This is a genomic window from Fulvitalea axinellae, assembly GCF_036492835.1.
Lineage (GTDB): Bacteria > Bacteroidota > Bacteroidia > Cytophagales > Cyclobacteriaceae > Fulvitalea > Fulvitalea axinellae.
The window spans coordinates 2,594,473-2,611,607 of sequence record NZ_AP025314.1 but is presented as its reverse complement, the minus strand read 5'-3'; the positions used below and the strand labels follow the sequence as shown (position 1 = coordinate 2,611,607).

The window sequence follows — 17,135 nt, the reverse complement described above, 5'->3', positions numbered from 1 at the left end:
GTTGTATTGACAACGTATCCATAATGAAAAGGCGCCACCGAACGGGGGGCGCCTTTTCTGATTTTGGGTAAAAGCGATTTCGGTTATTCGAAGATCTGGAGAACATTCGAACGGTAACTCTGCCCTACCGGCAATCGGTGTTCGCCGACTTCCAGCATGTTTCCGTCCATGGTTTCGATATAGTCTTTTGACACTATATACGATTTATGAATTCTGATAAACTGCCCTGAAGGCAAGTCCGATTCCAATTTTTTCAAGGAAGCCAAAGCCATGATCTTCCGTTTCAGCGTATGGAACGTTACATATTCCCTTTGGCCCTCTATAAAAACAATATCGTTGAGTTTAACTTTGAAAAGCTTATGGTCTGCCTTGATGGAAATATAGTCTTGGTGCGTATGCACGAACGAGGGCTGTACTGCCTGTTCCGCTGGCTGGTTAGGCACCTTAGACATCGTGTTTTTTATTTCAATGACTTTGCTAGCGCATTTCAGGAATCTGGGAAATGTAATCGGCTTGAGCAGATAGTCAAATACGTCCAGCTCATAGCCCTTCAGAGCGTATTCGGAATATGCGGTGGTAAATACCACAAACGGCCGTTCGGTAAAGGTTTTGGTTTGGTAGCTCAAAGCGTCCAGCATCTCTACTCCAGTGAGATTGGGCATTTGGATATCCAGAAAAACCAAGTCGACTTTGTTGTTTCGGATAAACTCCATGGCCTCCAGGCCGTTTTTACAGATTCCGGCAAGTTCCAGTTCCGGGATTTTCTCGACATAATCCCTCAAAAGCGTACGGGCCAGATGCTCGTCGTCGACAATTAGCGTTTTAACTTTTTCCATACTCAATTCTCCATTCGTATCGAAAGCTTAACGAAAAAATCGTTGCCTTGCCTTTTGTACACTAGTTTATGCTCTTCGGGATAACTCAATACCAACCGTTGTTTCAGGTTTTCCAGCCCTATTCCCCCCACGCTTTCCCGTTCCCTGTCGGGCGCTACGCTGTTTTGGATCACAAAGTCCAAGTACTCGCCTTTCTGAACCAGTTTTATCCAGATATTCCCTTCCGGATATTCGTCGATTCGGCTGTATTTGAACGCGTTTTCCACTAACGGTTCGAAAAGCATCGGCGTCACTTTCGCCTTCGGATTTTCCATTTCCACACCAAACTCCACTTTGTTTTCGTTGGCCGTTTTCAGGTTTTGGAAATCTATATAGTTGTTGATGTAATCCACTTCTTTATACAGTTCCACCAGATCGTTACTACAGTCATAGAGCATGTACCTGAGCATGTCGGAGAGCTTCGCCACGGTTTCGGGAGCCTGATCCATTTTCATATAACTCATGCTGTAAATGTTGTTCAGGGCATTGAAAAGGAAATGCGGGTTTATCTGCGACTTCAGGAACTTCAGCTCGGCCTTCGTTTTTTCCATATTCAGTTGCTTCGCTTTCTCTTTTCTCTTTTTGTCGATGTTTGCCAATTCTAGGCTTGTGCTTACAAACAAAGTGAGCAATACGTAAATACTGGAAAAAGCGAAAGCGAATTCCGGCCTGTACAGGGTTTCCCTTGTGGGTTGTTGCCCTTGTTCCTCCACCATGGAATGATAGAATTCTATAATGTCTTTCAAAGCGGAATCGGATACCAGGCTCCAATACTGCTCGTCCAATGTCATGATACAGAACAGCATCGTGACATATGTGGCGAACGCCAGAAAAATATACCAAGCGTTTTTCTTAGGCAGAAAGAAACGGGGGATCAGCCATTTTTTATTTATATAATAAACAAGGAGGAGGGCCACCACCAAGGTAATCGTCCGGGCAAGAGCATAGCGCCAGCCTAGCCAATATACGCCTGAATAAATGAAAACCACCCCTCCTATCCACACCAGGTACTTCAAAACCTTGTTCAGAAGGATATCTTTTATCTTCTCGTTCATTGAATTGCCATTGATACCCCCAAATTACCGATCATTTAATCTTCGTAAAACAAAACTCTATGAAAAGGGGCTCGCCCTCTACATACTGCCTGTTTACATCAACAAAATGCCTTGCGGATTTAATATGAGGGTTTGTTGATGTTATTCGGTGATTGATTGATTCTTTTATTATAAGGAACCGGAAGGTGCTTATTTGCTGGAACTATCGACTTAACGACGACTGATGAGACGAAAAACAGTTTTTAGCGCACTCGGTGGCCTTGCCATGGTCGGAATCCTTTGCGGTCTCGCTTACACCATGATTGCGAACAAGCCAAAACCGGAAAAATCGAAAAAAGAGGAGAAGACAATTGCCGTTAAGGTGAAAAAAGTAACCTATTCGGATTTGTACGAGCCGATCGTTTATCACGGACGTATCCGCTCTACTGAGATCGTAAGCCTATCATCGGAGGTGTCGGGCCGGATCCTGAACGGAGACGTGCCTTTGAAAGAAGGCCAGACATTCCGCAAGGGACAAGTGTTGGTGAATATCTATTCCGACGACTTCAGGGCTTCGCTTATGGCTGACAAGAGTAACTTTTTGACCAGCCTAGCCGGAACGCTTCCGGATATAGAGGTGGATTACCCTACGGAATTGGGGAAATGGAAAAAATACTTCAGCGATATCCAGCTGGAAAAACCGTTGCCTCCCCTTCCGGCCATCAAAAGCGACAAAGAAAAGGTCTTTATGGCCAGCCGTAATATCCTTTCGGCCTATTATAACATTCGCCAAAGGGAGATTACGTTGACCCGCTATAAAATCCGCGCGCCGTTTCATGGCGTTTTCTCAACCGTGAACTTGGAAGTGGGCGCTATCGCCAGCCCGGGCCAGCCGTTGGGCCGGATTATCAGAACAGACAGGCTGGAAGCGGTAGCGGAAGTGATGCCGGAAGACGCTTCTTGGATCGCCGAAGGCAACAAGGTGGAAATCCATGCTGACGGGAAGAACCATAAGGGAACCGTAATCCGTAAAGCGGCATTTGTGGACCCTGCCACGCAAACGGTCAAGATTTATATCCGTACGGAAGCGCCGGTTTTGGAAGGTCAGTTTATCGAGCTCGTGTTTAACGAAAAACCGTATAAGTCTGTGATGAACCTGCCTCGTGAGGCTGTTTTCGAGACGGACAAAGTGTTTACCGTCGAAAACGGAAAGCTTAAGCAGTACCACGTGGAGGTTGTGAAAACTACAGACGACACCCGTTTAGTTCGTGGGTTGAAAGAAGGTCTTTGGGTGGTTCAGGAAGCGCTCGTAAAGGCTGAGGAAGGCATGGAAGTGAGAACGCTGAAGTAAACGGGATGAGAAAATTAACAGAGCTTTTTGTCAAATATCCGTTCTACGGGAAAGTAGTGATGCTTTTACTGATCCTGCTGGGAGGAGTCACGATCAGCGGGATGAAGAAGTCCTCTTTTCCGTTGGTCCCTTCGCGGAATATCAGCATTCAGGTAGCCTACCAAGGAGCCTCTCCGAAGGAGATGGAAGAAGGCGTCACCTCGCTGGTGGAAAACGCCCTGAGGGGAACGCCCGGAATCAAGGAGATGACCTCCGTCTCCGCCGAAAACATCGCCAGTATCAGTGTCACCACCCTACCCGACTACGATACTGACAAGGTCCTCTACGACATTAAGAATGCGGTGGACGGGATTTCAAACTTCCCGGTGAATGCCGAAAAGCCTCGCGTATCGAAGGTAAGGGCTACCTCCACGGCGATGTACGTGGACTTAAAAGGTTCCGCCGACTTGATGACACTGAAGAAATACGCCCAAAAAGTGGAGGACGATTTCTTGGCTTCGGGCATTGTTTCCCAAATGACCATTTCGGGATACCCTTCTTTGGAAATTTCTGTGGAGGTAAGGGAAGACGATCTGCAACGTTACGGATTGTCCCTGGACCAAGTTAGACAGGCTATCGCCAATAATAACTTGGACATCACGGGCGGTACTATCCGAAACAAGCGGGAAGAGATCAAGGTGCTTTCGCGCCAGCGTTCCGTAGAGCCTGATGATATTCAGGAAATCGTAATCTTGGCGATGCCGAACGGACAGTTGCTCAAGATCAAGGACGTTGCCGACGTTAAGCTGATGTTTCGAGAAACACCGTCCGGAAGTTGGGTAAACGGCGAACGTTCGATCTCTTTGGCTATCAGAAAGCTGAATACGGAGGACTTGGAAGATATTTCCGTTTTCGTAAAAGACTATGCGGAAAAGTTTAACGAAAAACACACCGATGCCGAAATCATCGTTGCGTTTGACTTTGCTGATCTTTTGCAGGATCGTCTCGATACCCTTTACGAAAATGGCCTTATGGGGATTTTCCTCGTAGTGATTTCGCTTTCGCTCTTCCTTAGTTTCAGGTTGTCGCTTTGGGTTGCTTGGGGTATTCCAGCGTCCTTTTTGGGGATGTTTGTCTTGGCCGGCCTGGTGGGCATTACCATCAATATGATCTCGCTCTTCGGCATGATCCTGATTATCGGTATCCTTGTCGATGACGGCATCGTAATCGGTGAAAACATTTATAGTCACTTCGAAGCGGGCAAGTCGCCGCGCCAGGCCGCTATTGACGGTACTATGGAAGTGATTCCGGCCGTATTTACCTCGGTAACTACTACTATCGTGGCGTTTTTGCCTCTCCTTTTCATGACCACCAAGTTGGAGATGATTAAGGACATGGCGATTGTCGTTATTCTTTGTCTTTCGTTCTCATTGCTCGAAGGTATGTTTATCCTGCCTAGCCATTTGGCGACACCGGCGGTATTGAACAGAAAAAAGAAGGACAACATCTTTAACCGTACTAGAGCGAAACTTGACAAAGGCATTTTCTATGTCCGTGACAAGGTTTATTTGCCTATGCTCTCGTGGCTACTTGGGCATAAGTGGTTTTCGCTGTTCATCTACCCTGCCGTAGTAATCTTCACTATTGGCCTTGTGGGTGGCCGTAAGATTGAGGCAACCTTCTTCCCTAGCGTCGAGCAGGATTTCTTTAGCGTGGACTTGGTTCTGAAACCGGGAACGAACGAGAAATTCGTAAAGGATGAATTGGTGAAGATCGAGAAGGCTATCTGGGAAGTGAACAATGAGATGATGGAAGCCAATAACGATACTGCCAGCTATGTGAAGTACACTTACGTAGGGTTGGGAAGTGCGTTTAACGGCAACGAGACCGGAACAAACGCCGGCTCTATCTTCATAATCCTAACAGGAGGCGATGACTCGCCGGTTTCCAGTCACGAGATCAAGAAAAAGATCCATGAGAAAGTCGGGGATGTGCCGGCCGCTTACAAATTTGCGGTAGGCGCCAGCGATAACTGGGGAGCTCCGGTATCGATCAGTCTATTGGGAGATAACTTCAAAGAGATTGAGCAAGCCAGTGACTATTTGAAAAAGGAACTGGGAAAGATAGCCTCTCTGTATAACATCATCGATAACAACCAGCTCGGAAGCCGTGAGATCCGTCTTAGTCTGAAGCCGAAAGCTTACGCACTGGGATTCAATCAAGTCAGCTTGATGACCCAAGTCCGGGCCGGTTTCTTCGGTGCGGAAGCACAACGTTTACAGCATGGCAAAGACGAAATCAGGATCTTCGCCCGCTATCCGCACGACGGGCGCCAATATATGGGCCAACTCGACAAAATGAGGATACGGACGGCCCAAGGGACATTCCCGCTGACAGAGCTTGCCGATTACCATTTTGACCGCGGACCTGTGGCGATCAACCGCTTCAACGGCAAAACCGAAATCAGGGTCGACGCTTACTTGGTGAATGCAGAAGAGGCCGTACTGCCGATCATCGACCAGATCAACGCCAACGTGTTGCCGAAGATGGCCGAGAAATTCCCGGACATTAAATGCATGTACCAAGGCCAGCAGAAAAGCTCTAACGAAGATATAGCCGATCTTACGAAGTTCTACGGAATCGCCTTCCTGATCATCGTCGTTATTTTGGTCGCTTACTTCAGGTCGTATGTGCAGGCGGGGCTTATTCTGGCCATGATTCCGCTCGGAATTATCGGAGCCCTCTGGGGTCACGGTATCGAGGGGCATCCTGTTTCGCTCTTCAGTATCATGGGTATCGTAGCGCTTTCGGGTACGATTATCAACGACGCCGTGGTATTCGTCTCCAAGTTCAACCAAAACCTAGCGGAAGGCATGGCATTCAGGGCATCGGTTCTTGACGCCGGCAAGTCCAGGTTCCGCCCGATTATGCTGACTACGGTGACCACCACCGTCGGGCTTTATCCGCTTATTCTGGAAACAAGCCTTCAGGCGCAGTTCCTTATCCCTATGGCTATTTCCTTGGCTTACGGAATCTTTATCGGAACCTTCTTTATCCTGACTGTCCTTCCGGTGCTTATCACCTTTGCCAATGACGTGAATAGGTCTCTGAGGTCGCTGTTCAAAGGTCGGAAGCTGGGACGCGAGGAAGTGGAACCGGCCGTGATCGATGCTCAAAAAGAAACATTGGAAGCGCTATGAAAACTCGAATAATATTTGCCCTGGCCCTGTTCGCCTTTTCGGCGACAGGCGCTTGGGCCCAAGAAGCCCTCAGCCTTTCCCAAGCGATCGAGATTGGCCTTGGCCAAAACTACGATATCAAGATCAGCGGACAGCAGGAGGAAGTGGCCGGTCTGCAAAACACTTGGGGAAATGCCGGCATGTTCCCTACCCTTGATTTTCAGGCGTCGCTTACCGAAAACTGGAGTGGCGAGGACCTGGAAAGGCGTAACGAGACCATAGATCCGGGCTTGAGGATGAACTGGACCGTGTTCAACGGTTTCTCCGTCAGGATCAACAAGGCCCGTTTGGCCGAGCTTGAAGAGCTTTCGGCGGGAAATACCCAAGTGGTGATCGAGAATACGATCAAGGATATCATCACCACATACTACCAAGCCCTATTGGAACAGGAAAGGACAGCGGTTGCGGAAAAGCTGGCTAAACTTTCCTCTGACCGATACCACTATACCGAAAGGCAAAGGGAAATCGGCACCAAAGTGACTTATGATTTGCTCCAGTCCCAAAACGCTTGGTTGCAAGACAAAAGCAACCTGTTGCAACAGAGGGTAAATTATAAAAACGCTGTTCGCCGTCTCAACTTCGTGATGGGAATCAAGGAGGACAAGGAGTATGTTTTGACCGAAAAATTCGAGTTTCAGGCTCCCGATTACTCTTTTGGTGATCTTGAGGAGAAAATGCTTTCGAGCAACTCCACTTTGAAGAACCAGTATATTCAGCAAAGGCTTAACCGCAACTCTATTCGCCAAGCGAAAAGCGCTCTGTACCCTAGGCTTTCCGTAGGTGGAGGAATTAATAAAAGATACTACCCTACGGCCGAGGACCAAGGCGAAATCCCGGCGGTGAAAGACGACTGGGGCGCTAACGTAGCCCTTACGCTTTCCTATAATATCTTCAATGGCGGAAACCGCAAAAGGGCGATCGAGATTGCGAAAATCAATACCGAAATCGGCGATATCCAGACCGAACAGCTTGGCCACAGCCTCAGCAACCAGCTGGCGCAAAACTTCGACAGCTATAAAGTGCAGGACGAAATCCTCCACTTGGCTATCGAAAACCAAAAAGCGGCGGAGCTGAACCTGAAACTCTCCGAGCAGAGATACAAGTCGGGTAACATCAATTCGTTCAACCTGCGCGATATCGAAATCGCTTATCTCAACGCCTCGAACAGTAAATTGTCGGCGATCTATCAGTTGATTAGTATACATTCTGAATTGCTCAGAATGACGGGAGGAATCATCTCGCAAAGCGAATAAGACATTTAGATATTCCGTTTCCCAATTAAGGCTCTCTGGCGACAGAGGGTCTTTTTTTGTCTATACTTTCGTTGCCGAACTTAAAAGGCACGGAAGAAGTTAATCAACAAACCGCCTCCTGAATAAATTTACCGAAAGCCAAAGGCTTTTTTAGTTTCCTCCGATGTTCAAACAAGCCACACCGAAAAAATCCCTATCCGAACAGCGGAAAAAAACGGGGAACAATAGCGGTGGAACGGTCTGTCAGGCTATGCTAAGACCGGGCAAGCTAAAACATGGAGCTTACGCTCACGCAAGGCAATATGACGTTTTTGACAAATTGCCCGAACTATTTTTTAAAACAGGAGAAACACTCCTTTTCGATGATGAGGACACGGTTGTAACCGACTCGGAAATCTCGCCGGAAGCCGATTGGTGGAGAGCTTGCGTTAGCCCGCGCTATAGGTTTAAATTCTATATCCATTCGGAAGCCCTTCAGGCTACGGAAGAGTCTTCGTCTTTCAGGTCGATGATCGGTTTTTTGCAGGAAGTCTTTGATGACTCCACTGATACGGAAAGATATGCCCGGAACTTAAAGAAAAGATGGAAAGGCGATGAGCTATTTGATAACCTGTATTACGAATACACGAACTGTAAATCTAAAGAGTCATGGTCGATGGCCAAAAGGCGTGAAGCGTTTGGCAAAATGTTGGAAGTCGCCAAGTCCAGGCCTGCAGGCGCAAGGCTGGAAGCCAGTAGCAGGCGGGAAGGCCATCTCTCCTGTCCAATTAACAAGTTGCACAGAGGCGAAATTCAGGACGCTTTGAAATCCCGGTTTTGGGATTTTTACGGGAACCTCTCGCCCCACCCATCCTTAAAGGCAAAACCTAAAGGACTGGAAGCGATGCCAAAAGAAGGAGAGATGAAAGCCTGTAAAAAGAAAGGTCCGGGAAAGGACAATATAGGGAGAGTTGAAACCAGCGAGCACCCTTTTGAATTTAAGTTTTATCTGAATGTACTTCCTGGCTATGTGGATATAGTGGCGAAAAAGTTCATTGATATGATAGACGTTCCGGCTACCGAACCCCGTCCACGCACCCGAATGGTTAGGCTAAACACTATGGATTTTTGGGACAGGCGCCTCGATACGATTATTATCACGGTAGGCTCTTATAAGAGTCTTGAGATAACGAAAGAGATAATCCGAAAGATGACTGAGCAACATCCGGAGTATTTTTCGGAAGGGACAATCCCATTTGTAGAGGGCTTGGGAAAAGGATGCGGTTGGTGTGAGGATACGGGCTTCGAAAATGTATGGGAAATGAGTCCGGACTTGATGGAGGGACTCCGTCGGTTTATCGTTAGGGTCGGCAATATGTTGGAAGACCGAAGGAAACGTTGGTTTAAGGGGGACGCGGAGAAAAGAGCATTGGCAAAACTCGAAACCCAATATCGACAGGCCTTGAAAGAAGTGGGAACGCCGGATGCCTCCACGTTTGGAATGGACAGAAAAAATCTGTTGGAAATGAATGCGCTGATGCTACAGCTAGGAGGTGTCGGACTTTCAGAGTTGCCACTAAAATGGCTTGAGCACTTTCAGAAAGTAAAGACCAAAATCGGAAACCCAAGAGTATTCCTATTACATAGACTTCAAGCTGTGGAGGATAGTCTGGACGAATATCCAATTACGTTCCACGATTTCCTAAGGTCGATGATGCTCAAGTTTGAGGAACGAAATGTGGATTTTTATCGTCCTCATCTAAACCTTCCTATCAAGCCATTTGAGGATGAGGATATGGTTGTAGTGGATCTTGGGCAAAAGACTTCTACCCTTGAGGATATTCCTGAGGCCGACCAAGACTTTATGGGACTCTATAATCAGCAACAGACTCGACCTAAAGCGGAAACCTCGCTTTTTAAGGCCACAACAGGCATTGGCCGAATGATGGATCAAGTTATGAAAGGGAAATATGAGGAACTCGGACCGTGTCCGTCATTTGTGGAGGCTGGAGCGGAAGCCACTACCGTAAATGTAAGAACGGCATCGGCAAAGAACACTTCCGTTCTCCATCCCGAATTGGAACGAAAGATAGCGGATCCGGATGATTTTCTTAAGGAAGAACACCTTCCTGCCAAGAAGGACCATGGAGGAGATTACGTTCCCAAAGCACGCCTAGGCGATTGCGTTGATTCGGACTCTTCGGCATCTCAGGAATAGGAACATATGTTTTTCTGGCGCCATGTATTTTTCTGCCCATTTTTTAACAAACAAATTCTGGCCTTATCGAATTGTAGATAGCGTAATAGCCCAAAATACTTATAAAATACGGCTACTTTTATACGTTCCCTATGTTTCGAAGGAAATCCAGACGTAGACGAAAATCTATCTCGGTGCCAGACCTTACCCTAAACGGGAAAGGAATGGGGGCGCCTGATATTGAAGTCTTCTCTCCTTCTCCGAAGAAATCACCGAAAACTCCCGTCTTCGATTACAGTTCAGAGGAAGCGATCTTGGAACGTTTTGATCCGCTTCACAGAAGAAGAACCCTAATCCCTTCTGAACCTGCTGCGACTCCGACTCCGTTGCCACTTCCGCAAATTACTAACCTGAAGAAATATGCGTCCGAATCGGCGTTGCCAAGGCCTTCCAGCCACGGAAGTTTGTTGAGGCCGGCTTGGGAAATAGCTGGAGACATAACGCCACCTGTTACGTCTTCCGGCGAATCCACGCCAAAAGCTAAGCTTCCATTCCTTAGTCCAGAGATAATAAGGAAGTCAACAAGTGTTGCCTCCCTTCAGGAACCGCCTACAGGTTACCATCCTTTAGGTCCGGATTTTAGCGTAGGTGAACCTGAGGAATTAGGTTTCTTAGGAAGAATAGGTAGAACGATGAGTTCTTCAATGACAGACTTGTCTTCTTATAAGTTAAAAAAGAAGTTTTTTCAGGGCGCCTCACCCGGGATGAAAAAAACGCTGAGCCATCATGAAGGATTTAACGTTGACGAATTATCTCCATTATTGCATCTGCCAGCCCCTACGCCAAAAGACAGAGTAACTTGGGGGCCTCATAAACTTCACCCGACTACTCGGGATTTGATTTCTGTCACGAAAAAGAAACCGCCTCTCAAAAGGCGCAATACCTTTAAAGATCGTAATAAGTCCAGACGGGGACGATTCCTGCCTACAATCGAGATGGATGAGTTTTCGGAGAAGGAACTCTTAGATACTGTTGAGTCGCCAGACCAAAAGAGTGTTTACACGATTGCGGGAGAAGCGTATTCAAGTGCCTTAGGCTCTTTGGCTGACAGTACGCAAAAATTCGAGTTTCTTGAGGACATGTCGAGCGGTGGTCAAGCGACCCTTCACGGGTTCGCTTTGATTGATCAACTTTTGGCAATGAAGAAGGCCTTCGGTGGAGACCATAAAGGTGAGATTGAAGAAGCTGTAGCTTTATTCAGCGGTGGAGGAGCCATCTTGGGGGCGATATCAAGCGGGGCAAATGCGATCAGTTCATTGGCCGAGGGCGAGCTGTCCGAAACGGTGTCTAACGCCGGCACCTTTTTCAGTGGCTTGTCGAGTGTTTGTGATACCGTTGGGAAACTGATTTCAATTATAAAAAGAATTAGGAGCTTAGCCCATAAGGTGGAGGCGCATGGCGAGGAAGTGGTATTCGAAGATGCAATCGATTATGTTACCCTCGGTCTGCAAATATCGAAAGAACTTGTGGGCGCCGCTAAAGATGCCGCCTCGGCAGCCAAAGGGTTTATGGATATTGCGGGAGCGGTGACAAGTACTGTGGGGCAAGTTGTTCCAGGTCTTGGTATTGCGGTAAGTACTATTGATATCGCCGTTAGATCTGTGGCTCTTGCCCGAAGCATCAGATCTGTCTGTCAGGTGGGTGAAATGAAAGTCCGGATGAAAGAGTATTTTGTTGAAGACGCTGACCTCACTGATATTATAGAAAAAACTAGAGGGACCAACGTCGCTGCCTTGAGGCGTATTTCTTTCGAACATTATCCAGGCACATTTGATGAGGACATCGTAAAAGAAGCGCAAAGGTTTTACCTGATTAGAGGCCTCAAAAAGATAAATATGAAACGGGCTGTCAGGGAAGCCATTAAGATTGGTCTTGACGCAAGTAATATCGCAAGCAACATCATAAAATTATCGGGCGTAGCCGCCGGGGCGGGACTTGCGTTGGATATTGGAAATGCCCTTGCGAGCGGAGCTTTGGTGTTGTTTAGGGATGCCAAGCAAATTTATCATGACTGGACGGAGCATCCGGAAAAATCGACCGAACAAAAACACTTATACCGTACCCGGCAGATTCAGGTTCTTTTCAGCCTTATCAACGATATGCAACAGAACCCCGATCCGGAAGAGCAGAAAAACCAGTTCCTTGAGCTTAAGATCCTGTTCAATGCAGCTGGAATATCCTTGGATGAGGTAGTCCACGCTAAGGATAATCAAGAAAGAATCAGGGCCATTTATAAAGCCCTTAGAAGACGTGAATAAGAAAAAAGCCCCTTTCATAGGGGCTTTAATAATAATATCGACGAAATCGAAGATTAAACAGATACGTTGTTGTCTCTCAAAGCGTCGTTAAGGCTCGTTTTCTTGTTTGTGCTTTCTTTTCTCTGGCCGATAATCAGGGCGGCGGGAACTTGGAATTCGCCAGCCGGGAATTTTTTGGTTACCGTGCCCGGGATTACAACCGAACGTGGAGGAACATAGCCTTTGTATTCCACAGGCTCGTCGCCAGTCACATCGATGATTCTGGTGCTTCCAGTCAAGGTTACGTTTGCTCCCAAAACGGCTTCTTTACCAACACGAACACCTTCAACGAGAATACAACGGGATCCGATGAAAGCGTCGTCTTCGATAATCACCGGAGCGGCCTGCAAAGGCTCAAGTACACCGCCTACTCCAACGCCACCGCTAAGGTGTACGTTTTTGCCGACTTGCGCGCAACTTCCTACAGTAGCCCAAGTGTCAACCATCGTTCCGCTGTCTACAAACGCTCCGATGTTTACGTATGAAGGCATCATGATCGTTCCCTTGGCCAAGTACGAACCGTAACGGGCCACAGCGTGAGGCACTACCCTTACGCCCAACTTATCATAACCGGTCTTCAGCGCCATTTTGTCATGGAACTCGAAAGGACCAACTTCGATCACTTCCATCTTCTGGATCGGGAAATAAAGCACTACGGCTTTTTTCACCCACTCATTCACTTGCCAACCGTCGGTTGCAGTCTCGGCTACCCTCAGTTTTCCTTTGTCCAGAAGTTCAATTACCTCCCTAATGGCGTCGGTGGTTTTGGAGTCGCTCAGCAAATCCCTGTTTTCCCACGCTTGTTCGATAATCGCTCTTAATTCTTCCATGATAGTTATTCTGTGATTTTTGTGCGAAAAGGCATGTTTCAAAATATCTTGAATCTAAAAATCGATTCAGTGAGCAAAAATAAAAATATATTCCGATACGAACCCGATCGACAAAATTATTTTCCGCCTTTCAGACTAGTTCGACACTTTTGATGTGCGCAACCATTTCCTTTCGGGCTAGTTGAAACTAGTTGTTCCCCAAGCACATTTACGACTCTTTTGCGGACATGTCTACAGAAATTTACACACTTAACAATGTTTTGCTTATCGGATCGCTAATGCTGTTTTTCAGCATCCTGATCAGTAAGCCTTCCATAAACTATGGAATTCCCGCCCTGATCGTTTTTCTTGGCGTAGGCATGATGTTCGGCAATGGCGGAAAATATGACTTCTATTTCGACTCGCCCAAAATATCCGAAGCCATCGGGAACTTTTCATTGGCGTTTATTCTCTTTGCCGGAGGCTTGGACACGAAGTGGATTTATATCCGCTCCGTTTTGAAAGAAGGGCTGACTTTAGCCACGCTTGGTGTTTTGCTTACAGTGGTCGTAGGCGGTTTCTGTATACACTTTATCACTGGTTTTGATTTACTGCGTTCCTTTCTTCTTGGCGCAGTAGTTTCTTCCACTGACGCCGCCGCTGTTTTCTCCATAATGAAGACCAAGAAATTGATTCTAAAAGAGGGCATTACGAGGACTTTGGAGCTGGAATCGGGAGCTAATGATCCGATGGCGTATTTCCTTACGGCCGGAATCACTTCGATTATCTTGCAGAACGAGGCATCACCGAATTTCTTGGAACTTATCCCCTCTTTTTTCCTTCAGATGACTTTGGGCTCGCTGATGGGATATTTTATGGGGAAAGCCTCACTCTGGGTACTGAATAATGTGAGCCTCGATATTAAAGGCCTTTATCCAGTCTTGATTATATCCCTCATCACGGCTACGTTCTCTATCACGGCTCTAATTGGGGGGAGTAGCTTCTTGGCCGTATATATCATGGGGATTATGCTGGGGAACCACGATTTTGAGGAAAAATCTGATAATATCCATTTCTTTGAAGGTGTTTCGTGGCTCATGCAGGCCATCATGTTCCTTATTCTCGGGCTTCAGGTATTTCCTGATCAGATGATCAAGGTGACGGGTCCGGGATTGTTGACCGCTCTGGCCCTTATCTTTATCGCAAGGCCGGTAAGCGTGATTATTTCCTTGCTATTCTTCAAAGCTTCGTGGAGAAAAATGCTCTTTGTGTCGTGGGTTGGGCTTAAAGGGGCCACTCCAATTATCTTTGCTATTTACCCCGCTATACACGGTATTGAGGACTCCGAAAATCTGTTTAATATCGTATTCTTCGTTGTTATCACCTCCGTACTTCTCCAAGGGTCTACTATAGACGCGGTGGCGCATTGGCTGAATTTGGTTAAAACGGAGGACACAAAAAAAGACAAGCCTAAATAGGCTTGCCTTTTCAATTTTGATAACCTTACGGTTTATTTTTTCCTCTTAACTTTCTTTTCCAAAGATTTCATTTTGGCTTCAGCTGGGGCGTAACCCAATTCCAAAGACTGCTCGTAAAGCTCGTAAGCGCTTCTGAAACGCTCTTTCTTTTTCTTTGGAGCGAAGAAAGTTTTCTTAGCCAATTCTTCAGTTATGCCGGCGGCTTCAAAAAGCAGTTTCGCTTTTGTTGTTTGCGACACGGACTGCAGGGATTCATAATCTTCCTGTTTCTGCTGAAGCTCGCCAGATAGGCTGTTCAACTCTTCAGACTGTTGCGAAACCTTGTCGGTAAGCAACCTGTTCTCGTCTTTGAGTTTTTGAACCTCATCTTTCAGGCCGGCGATCATTTCCTCTTTTTCCTTGATCTGCTTCTTCAGGCGACGTACCAAATAAGCGTGGGTACGGTTGTTTTTCTTAACCTGACCTTCCAGCGCCTCGATTTTCTCTTTGGCCTGCTCAAGGTAAACGTTCAGGTTTTTGATTCTGTCAACCGTGCTGTTACTGGCTTTCCCTTCCTGAATATTAAGCTGAATAATTCTTTCGGAAGCCTCGATGCTGTCCAAAAGGTTGTCGATATTGTCGATTTCCTGTGTAAGTCTGTCAATCTGCGAGGCATTGGTGTTCAATACCGTCCTCAAGCTGTCTACCTGCCCTTCCAGGCTTTCGACTTTTTTCTGATTGCATGCGCCCAACAACAAAACACCAACAACGAATAACGCAAGTTTTCTCATAGCTCAAGCTTTAGTTTATACTTTCCTACTTTCCAATAGACAACAAACCTGTGCGTTTTGTGTCGAAAAGTATTAGTGAAACGTCGATTACTGATAAGATATTATCAAAACGGCGCTTTTCTTACATTTAAAGTTTTTTCTCCGGAAATGGTTTAGCACTATCCTGTTACGTTTACATATTGATGACAAAAAACAGCAAACAAAGCCTCAGACTTCACTTTCCTGACGGTTTGAAATGCTTAAATTCGCAAGAGACCATATAAATTCACATGCAAACGCTCGGAAAATTACTTGTAATAGCTGGGTCGGTAGCCGTTGTGGCCGGGATGCTCCTGTGGCTATTTCCCGACAGGGTCAACTGGCTGGGCAACTTGCCGGGAGATCTGAAAATCAAGGGAAAAAACTACGGGATTTATTTTCCGTTGGGCACCAGCCTGTTTCTTAGCGTTATATTGAGCGCCATTTTGTGGATCATCGGGAAACTGATGCGTTAAAACACCTCTTCTATGGAAAACCTGACTGCTGAATATATAGATACGGACTTTGACAGGGAGCATATCTGGCACCCTTACACTTCAATGACCGAACCGCTTCCTACCTATCCCGTGGTGTCTGCGGAAGGTTGTAAATTGAAACTTGAAGATGGACGGGAACTTGTGGATGGGACGTCTTCTTGGTGGGCCGTGGCTCACGGCTATAATCACCCGAAGCTAAATAAGGCCATAGTGGATCAAACCGAAAAAATGGCCCATGTTATGTTTGGAGGCATTACGCACCAACCCGCCGTGGAACTTTGCAAGAGGCTTGTCGAAATTTCGCCGGAGCCCCTTACCAAAGTTTTTCTCAGTGATTCGGGATCGGTATCCGTGGAGGTTGCGCTGAAAATGGCCCTTCAATATAATTTTTGCAGGGGGAAGAATGAAAAAAGGCGTTTTGTGACCGTAAAGTCCGGCTATTACGGAGACACGTTTAACGCAATGTCGGTTTGTGATCCTGTAAATGGGATGCATGAAATATTTACGGGGGTTTTGCCAGTAAACCTATTTGCCGAAAGGCCGGAGATTAGGCCGGACGAGGAATGGAATCCTGAAGATTTCGCTTCGCTAAAAAAGACTGTTGAGGAAAACAGCGACAGTATTGCGGCCTTGATTATTGAGCCGATTGTCCAAAATGCCGGAGGAATAAGGTTTTATCATCCCGAATACTTGAGGGAAGCCCGGAGACTCTGCGATGAGCACGATATACTTTTGATTTTTGACGAAATAGCGACCGGATTTGGCCGGACGGGCAAGCTTTTCGCCTCGGAACACGCTGGAGTTTCACCGGACATTATGTGTATCGGCAAAGCGATGACCGGTGGATATATGAGCTTAGCAGCGACATTGGCTACCGAAAAAATAGCCGAAACGGTATCAAAAGGTACTCCGGGAATCTTTATGCACGGGCCTACTTTTATGGGAAATCCGTTAGCATGTGCTGTTAGCATGGCCAGCATTGATCTTTTGTTTGAGTCGGATTGGCAAAGTAACGTCCAGCGTGTGGAGGAAATTCTGAAGGAAACATTGACGCCATGTATTAATATCCCTTCCGTTGCGGATGTGAGGGTAATGGGAGCCATCGGCGTTGTGGAGATGAAAGAATCCGTAAACATGCCTAAAGTTCAAGCACGGTTTGTCGAGATGGGCGTTTGGGTTCGGCCGTTCGGTAAACTGATTTATACTATGCCTCCGTTTGTCATTTCGGATGAGGAATTAAGGAAAGTCACTTCGGCGATTCGGACGGTGACGGAAGAGATTAGCGACGGAACCTTGTAA

12 protein-coding genes are annotated in these 17,135 nt (G+C 46.8%); 8 read left to right on the top strand and 4 right to left on the bottom strand.

Annotated elements, in window-relative coordinates; all coding sequences use genetic code 11:
• Positions 1 to 83: 83 nt before the first annotated feature.
• Together AABK39_RS10015 and AABK39_RS10010 are read right to left on the bottom strand one after the other, a co-directional pair.
• Positions 84 to 836, bottom strand: coding sequence for a LytR/AlgR family response regulator transcription factor (locus AABK39_RS10015; RefSeq protein ID WP_338391201.1), 753 nt, complete (start codon positions 834 to 836; stop codon positions 84 to 86).
• A 2-nt stretch (positions 837 to 838) separates the two neighbouring features.
• Positions 839 to 1,930 carry a sensor histidine kinase gene (locus tag AABK39_RS10010; protein ID WP_338391200.1) on the bottom strand — a complete coding sequence of 364 codons (1,092 nt, stop codon included), beginning with the start codon at positions 1,928 to 1,930 and terminating at the stop codon, positions 839 to 841.
• 223 nt (positions 1,931 to 2,153) lie between these two features.
• Between AABK39_RS10010 and AABK39_RS10005 the strand changes: the two genes are divergently transcribed.
• The 5 genes from AABK39_RS10005 (at position 2,154) to AABK39_RS09985 (ending at position 12,225) form a co-directional block, all read left to right on the top strand.
• Positions 2,154 to 3,260, top strand: coding sequence for an efflux RND transporter periplasmic adaptor subunit (locus AABK39_RS10005; RefSeq protein WP_338391199.1), 1,107 nt, complete (start codon positions 2,154 to 2,156; stop codon positions 3,258 to 3,260).
• 5 nt (positions 3,261 to 3,265) lie between these two features.
• Entirely contained in the window at positions 3,266 to 6,439 is a 3,174-nt protein-coding gene (locus tag AABK39_RS10000; protein WP_338391198.1) for an efflux RND transporter permease subunit, read from the top strand.
• Positions 6,436 to 7,731: a TolC family protein gene (locus AABK39_RS09995; RefSeq protein ID WP_338391197.1), complete on the top strand. Its 1,296-nt coding sequence runs from the start codon at positions 6,436 to 6,438 to the stop codon at positions 7,729 to 7,731. Before AABK39_RS10000 ends, AABK39_RS09995 begins: the two co-directional genes overlap by 4 nt.
• A 250-nt stretch (positions 7,732 to 7,981) precedes the next feature.
• The gene (locus AABK39_RS09990) at positions 7,982 to 9,928 is read left to right on the top strand and encodes a hypothetical protein (RefSeq protein WP_338391196.1); all 1,947 of its coding nucleotides are present in this window, start codon (positions 7,982 to 7,984) and stop codon (positions 9,926 to 9,928) included.
• 131 nt (positions 9,929 to 10,059) lie between these two features.
• Positions 10,060 to 12,225 (top strand): hypothetical protein, encoded by a 2,166-nt coding sequence (locus tag AABK39_RS09985; RefSeq protein ID WP_338391195.1) that lies wholly within the window; start codon positions 10,060 to 10,062, stop codon positions 12,223 to 12,225.
• Positions 12,226 to 12,278: 53 nt separating this feature from the next.
• Here the strand turns inward: AABK39_RS09985 and AABK39_RS09980 are convergent, their stop codons facing one another.
• A complete protein-coding gene (locus AABK39_RS09980; RefSeq protein ID WP_338391194.1) occupies positions 12,279 to 13,094 on the bottom strand; it encodes a 2,3,4,5-tetrahydropyridine-2,6-dicarboxylate N-succinyltransferase in 816 nt (271 codons plus the stop codon).
• Positions 13,095 to 13,321: 227 nt separating this feature from the next.
• Here AABK39_RS09980 and AABK39_RS09975 point away from each other — a divergent pair, with 227 nt between their 5' ends.
• The gene (locus tag AABK39_RS09975) at positions 13,322 to 14,551 is read left to right on the top strand and encodes a potassium/proton antiporter (protein WP_338391193.1); all 1,230 of its coding nucleotides are present in this window, start codon (positions 13,322 to 13,324) and stop codon (positions 14,549 to 14,551) included.
• A 32-nt stretch (positions 14,552 to 14,583) separates the two neighbouring features.
• Here the strand turns inward: AABK39_RS09975 and AABK39_RS09970 are convergent, their stop codons facing one another.
• Positions 14,584 to 15,321, bottom strand: a complete 738-nt coding sequence (locus AABK39_RS09970) for a hypothetical protein (protein WP_338391192.1) — start codon at positions 15,319 to 15,321, stop codon at positions 14,584 to 14,586.
• A gap of 269 nt (positions 15,322 to 15,590) precedes the next feature.
• On the opposite strand from AABK39_RS09970, the gene AABK39_RS09965 reads away from it, so the two are divergent.
• Both AABK39_RS09965 and bioA read left to right on the top strand, forming a co-directional pair.
• Positions 15,591 to 15,815 carry a DUF2905 domain-containing protein gene (locus AABK39_RS09965; protein ID WP_338391191.1) on the top strand — a complete coding sequence of 75 codons (225 nt, stop codon included), beginning with the start codon at positions 15,591 to 15,593 and terminating at the stop codon, positions 15,813 to 15,815.
• A 12-nt stretch (positions 15,816 to 15,827) separates the two neighbouring features.
• Positions 15,828 to 17,135, top strand: a complete 1,308-nt coding sequence (gene bioA / locus AABK39_RS09960) for an adenosylmethionine--8-amino-7-oxononanoate transaminase (protein WP_338391190.1) — start codon at positions 15,828 to 15,830, stop codon at positions 17,133 to 17,135.

Excerpts from the sequence above, each read along its gene's own strand:
- AABK39_RS09980 (WP_338391194.1), bottom strand. The coding sequence starts at position 13,094 with ATGGAAGAATTAAGAGCGATTATCGAACAAGCGTGGGAAAACAGGGAT.
- AABK39_RS09970 (WP_338391192.1), bottom strand. The coding sequence starts at position 15,321 with ATGAGAAAACTTGCGTTATTCGTTGTTGGTGTTTTGTTGTTGGGCGCA.
- AABK39_RS10005 (WP_338391199.1), top strand. The coding sequence starts at position 2,154 with ATGAGACGAAAAACAGTTTTTAGCGCACTCGGTGGCCTTGCCATGGTC.
- AABK39_RS10000 (WP_338391198.1), top strand. The coding sequence starts at position 3,266 with ATGAGAAAATTAACAGAGCTTTTTGTCAAATATCCGTTCTACGGGAAA.
- bioA (WP_338391190.1), top strand. The coding sequence starts at position 15,828 with ATGGAAAACCTGACTGCTGAATATATAGATACGGACTTTGACAGGGAG.
- AABK39_RS10015 (WP_338391201.1), bottom strand. The coding sequence starts at position 836 with ATGGAAAAAGTTAAAACGCTAATTGTCGACGACGAGCATCTGGCCCGT.
- AABK39_RS09985 (WP_338391195.1), top strand. The coding sequence starts at position 10,060 with ATGTTTCGAAGGAAATCCAGACGTAGACGAAAATCTATCTCGGTGCCA.
- AABK39_RS09965 (WP_338391191.1), top strand. The coding sequence starts at position 15,591 with ATGCAAACGCTCGGAAAATTACTTGTAATAGCTGGGTCGGTAGCCGTT.
- AABK39_RS10010 (WP_338391200.1), bottom strand. The coding sequence starts at position 1,930 with ATGAACGAGAAGATAAAAGATATCCTTCTGAACAAGGTTTTGAAGTAC.
- AABK39_RS09975 (WP_338391193.1), top strand. The coding sequence starts at position 13,322 with ATGTCTACAGAAATTTACACACTTAACAATGTTTTGCTTATCGGATCG.
- AABK39_RS09990 (WP_338391196.1), top strand. The coding sequence starts at position 7,982 with ATGCTAAGACCGGGCAAGCTAAAACATGGAGCTTACGCTCACGCAAGG.
- AABK39_RS09995 (WP_338391197.1), top strand. The coding sequence starts at position 6,436 with ATGAAAACTCGAATAATATTTGCCCTGGCCCTGTTCGCCTTTTCGGCG.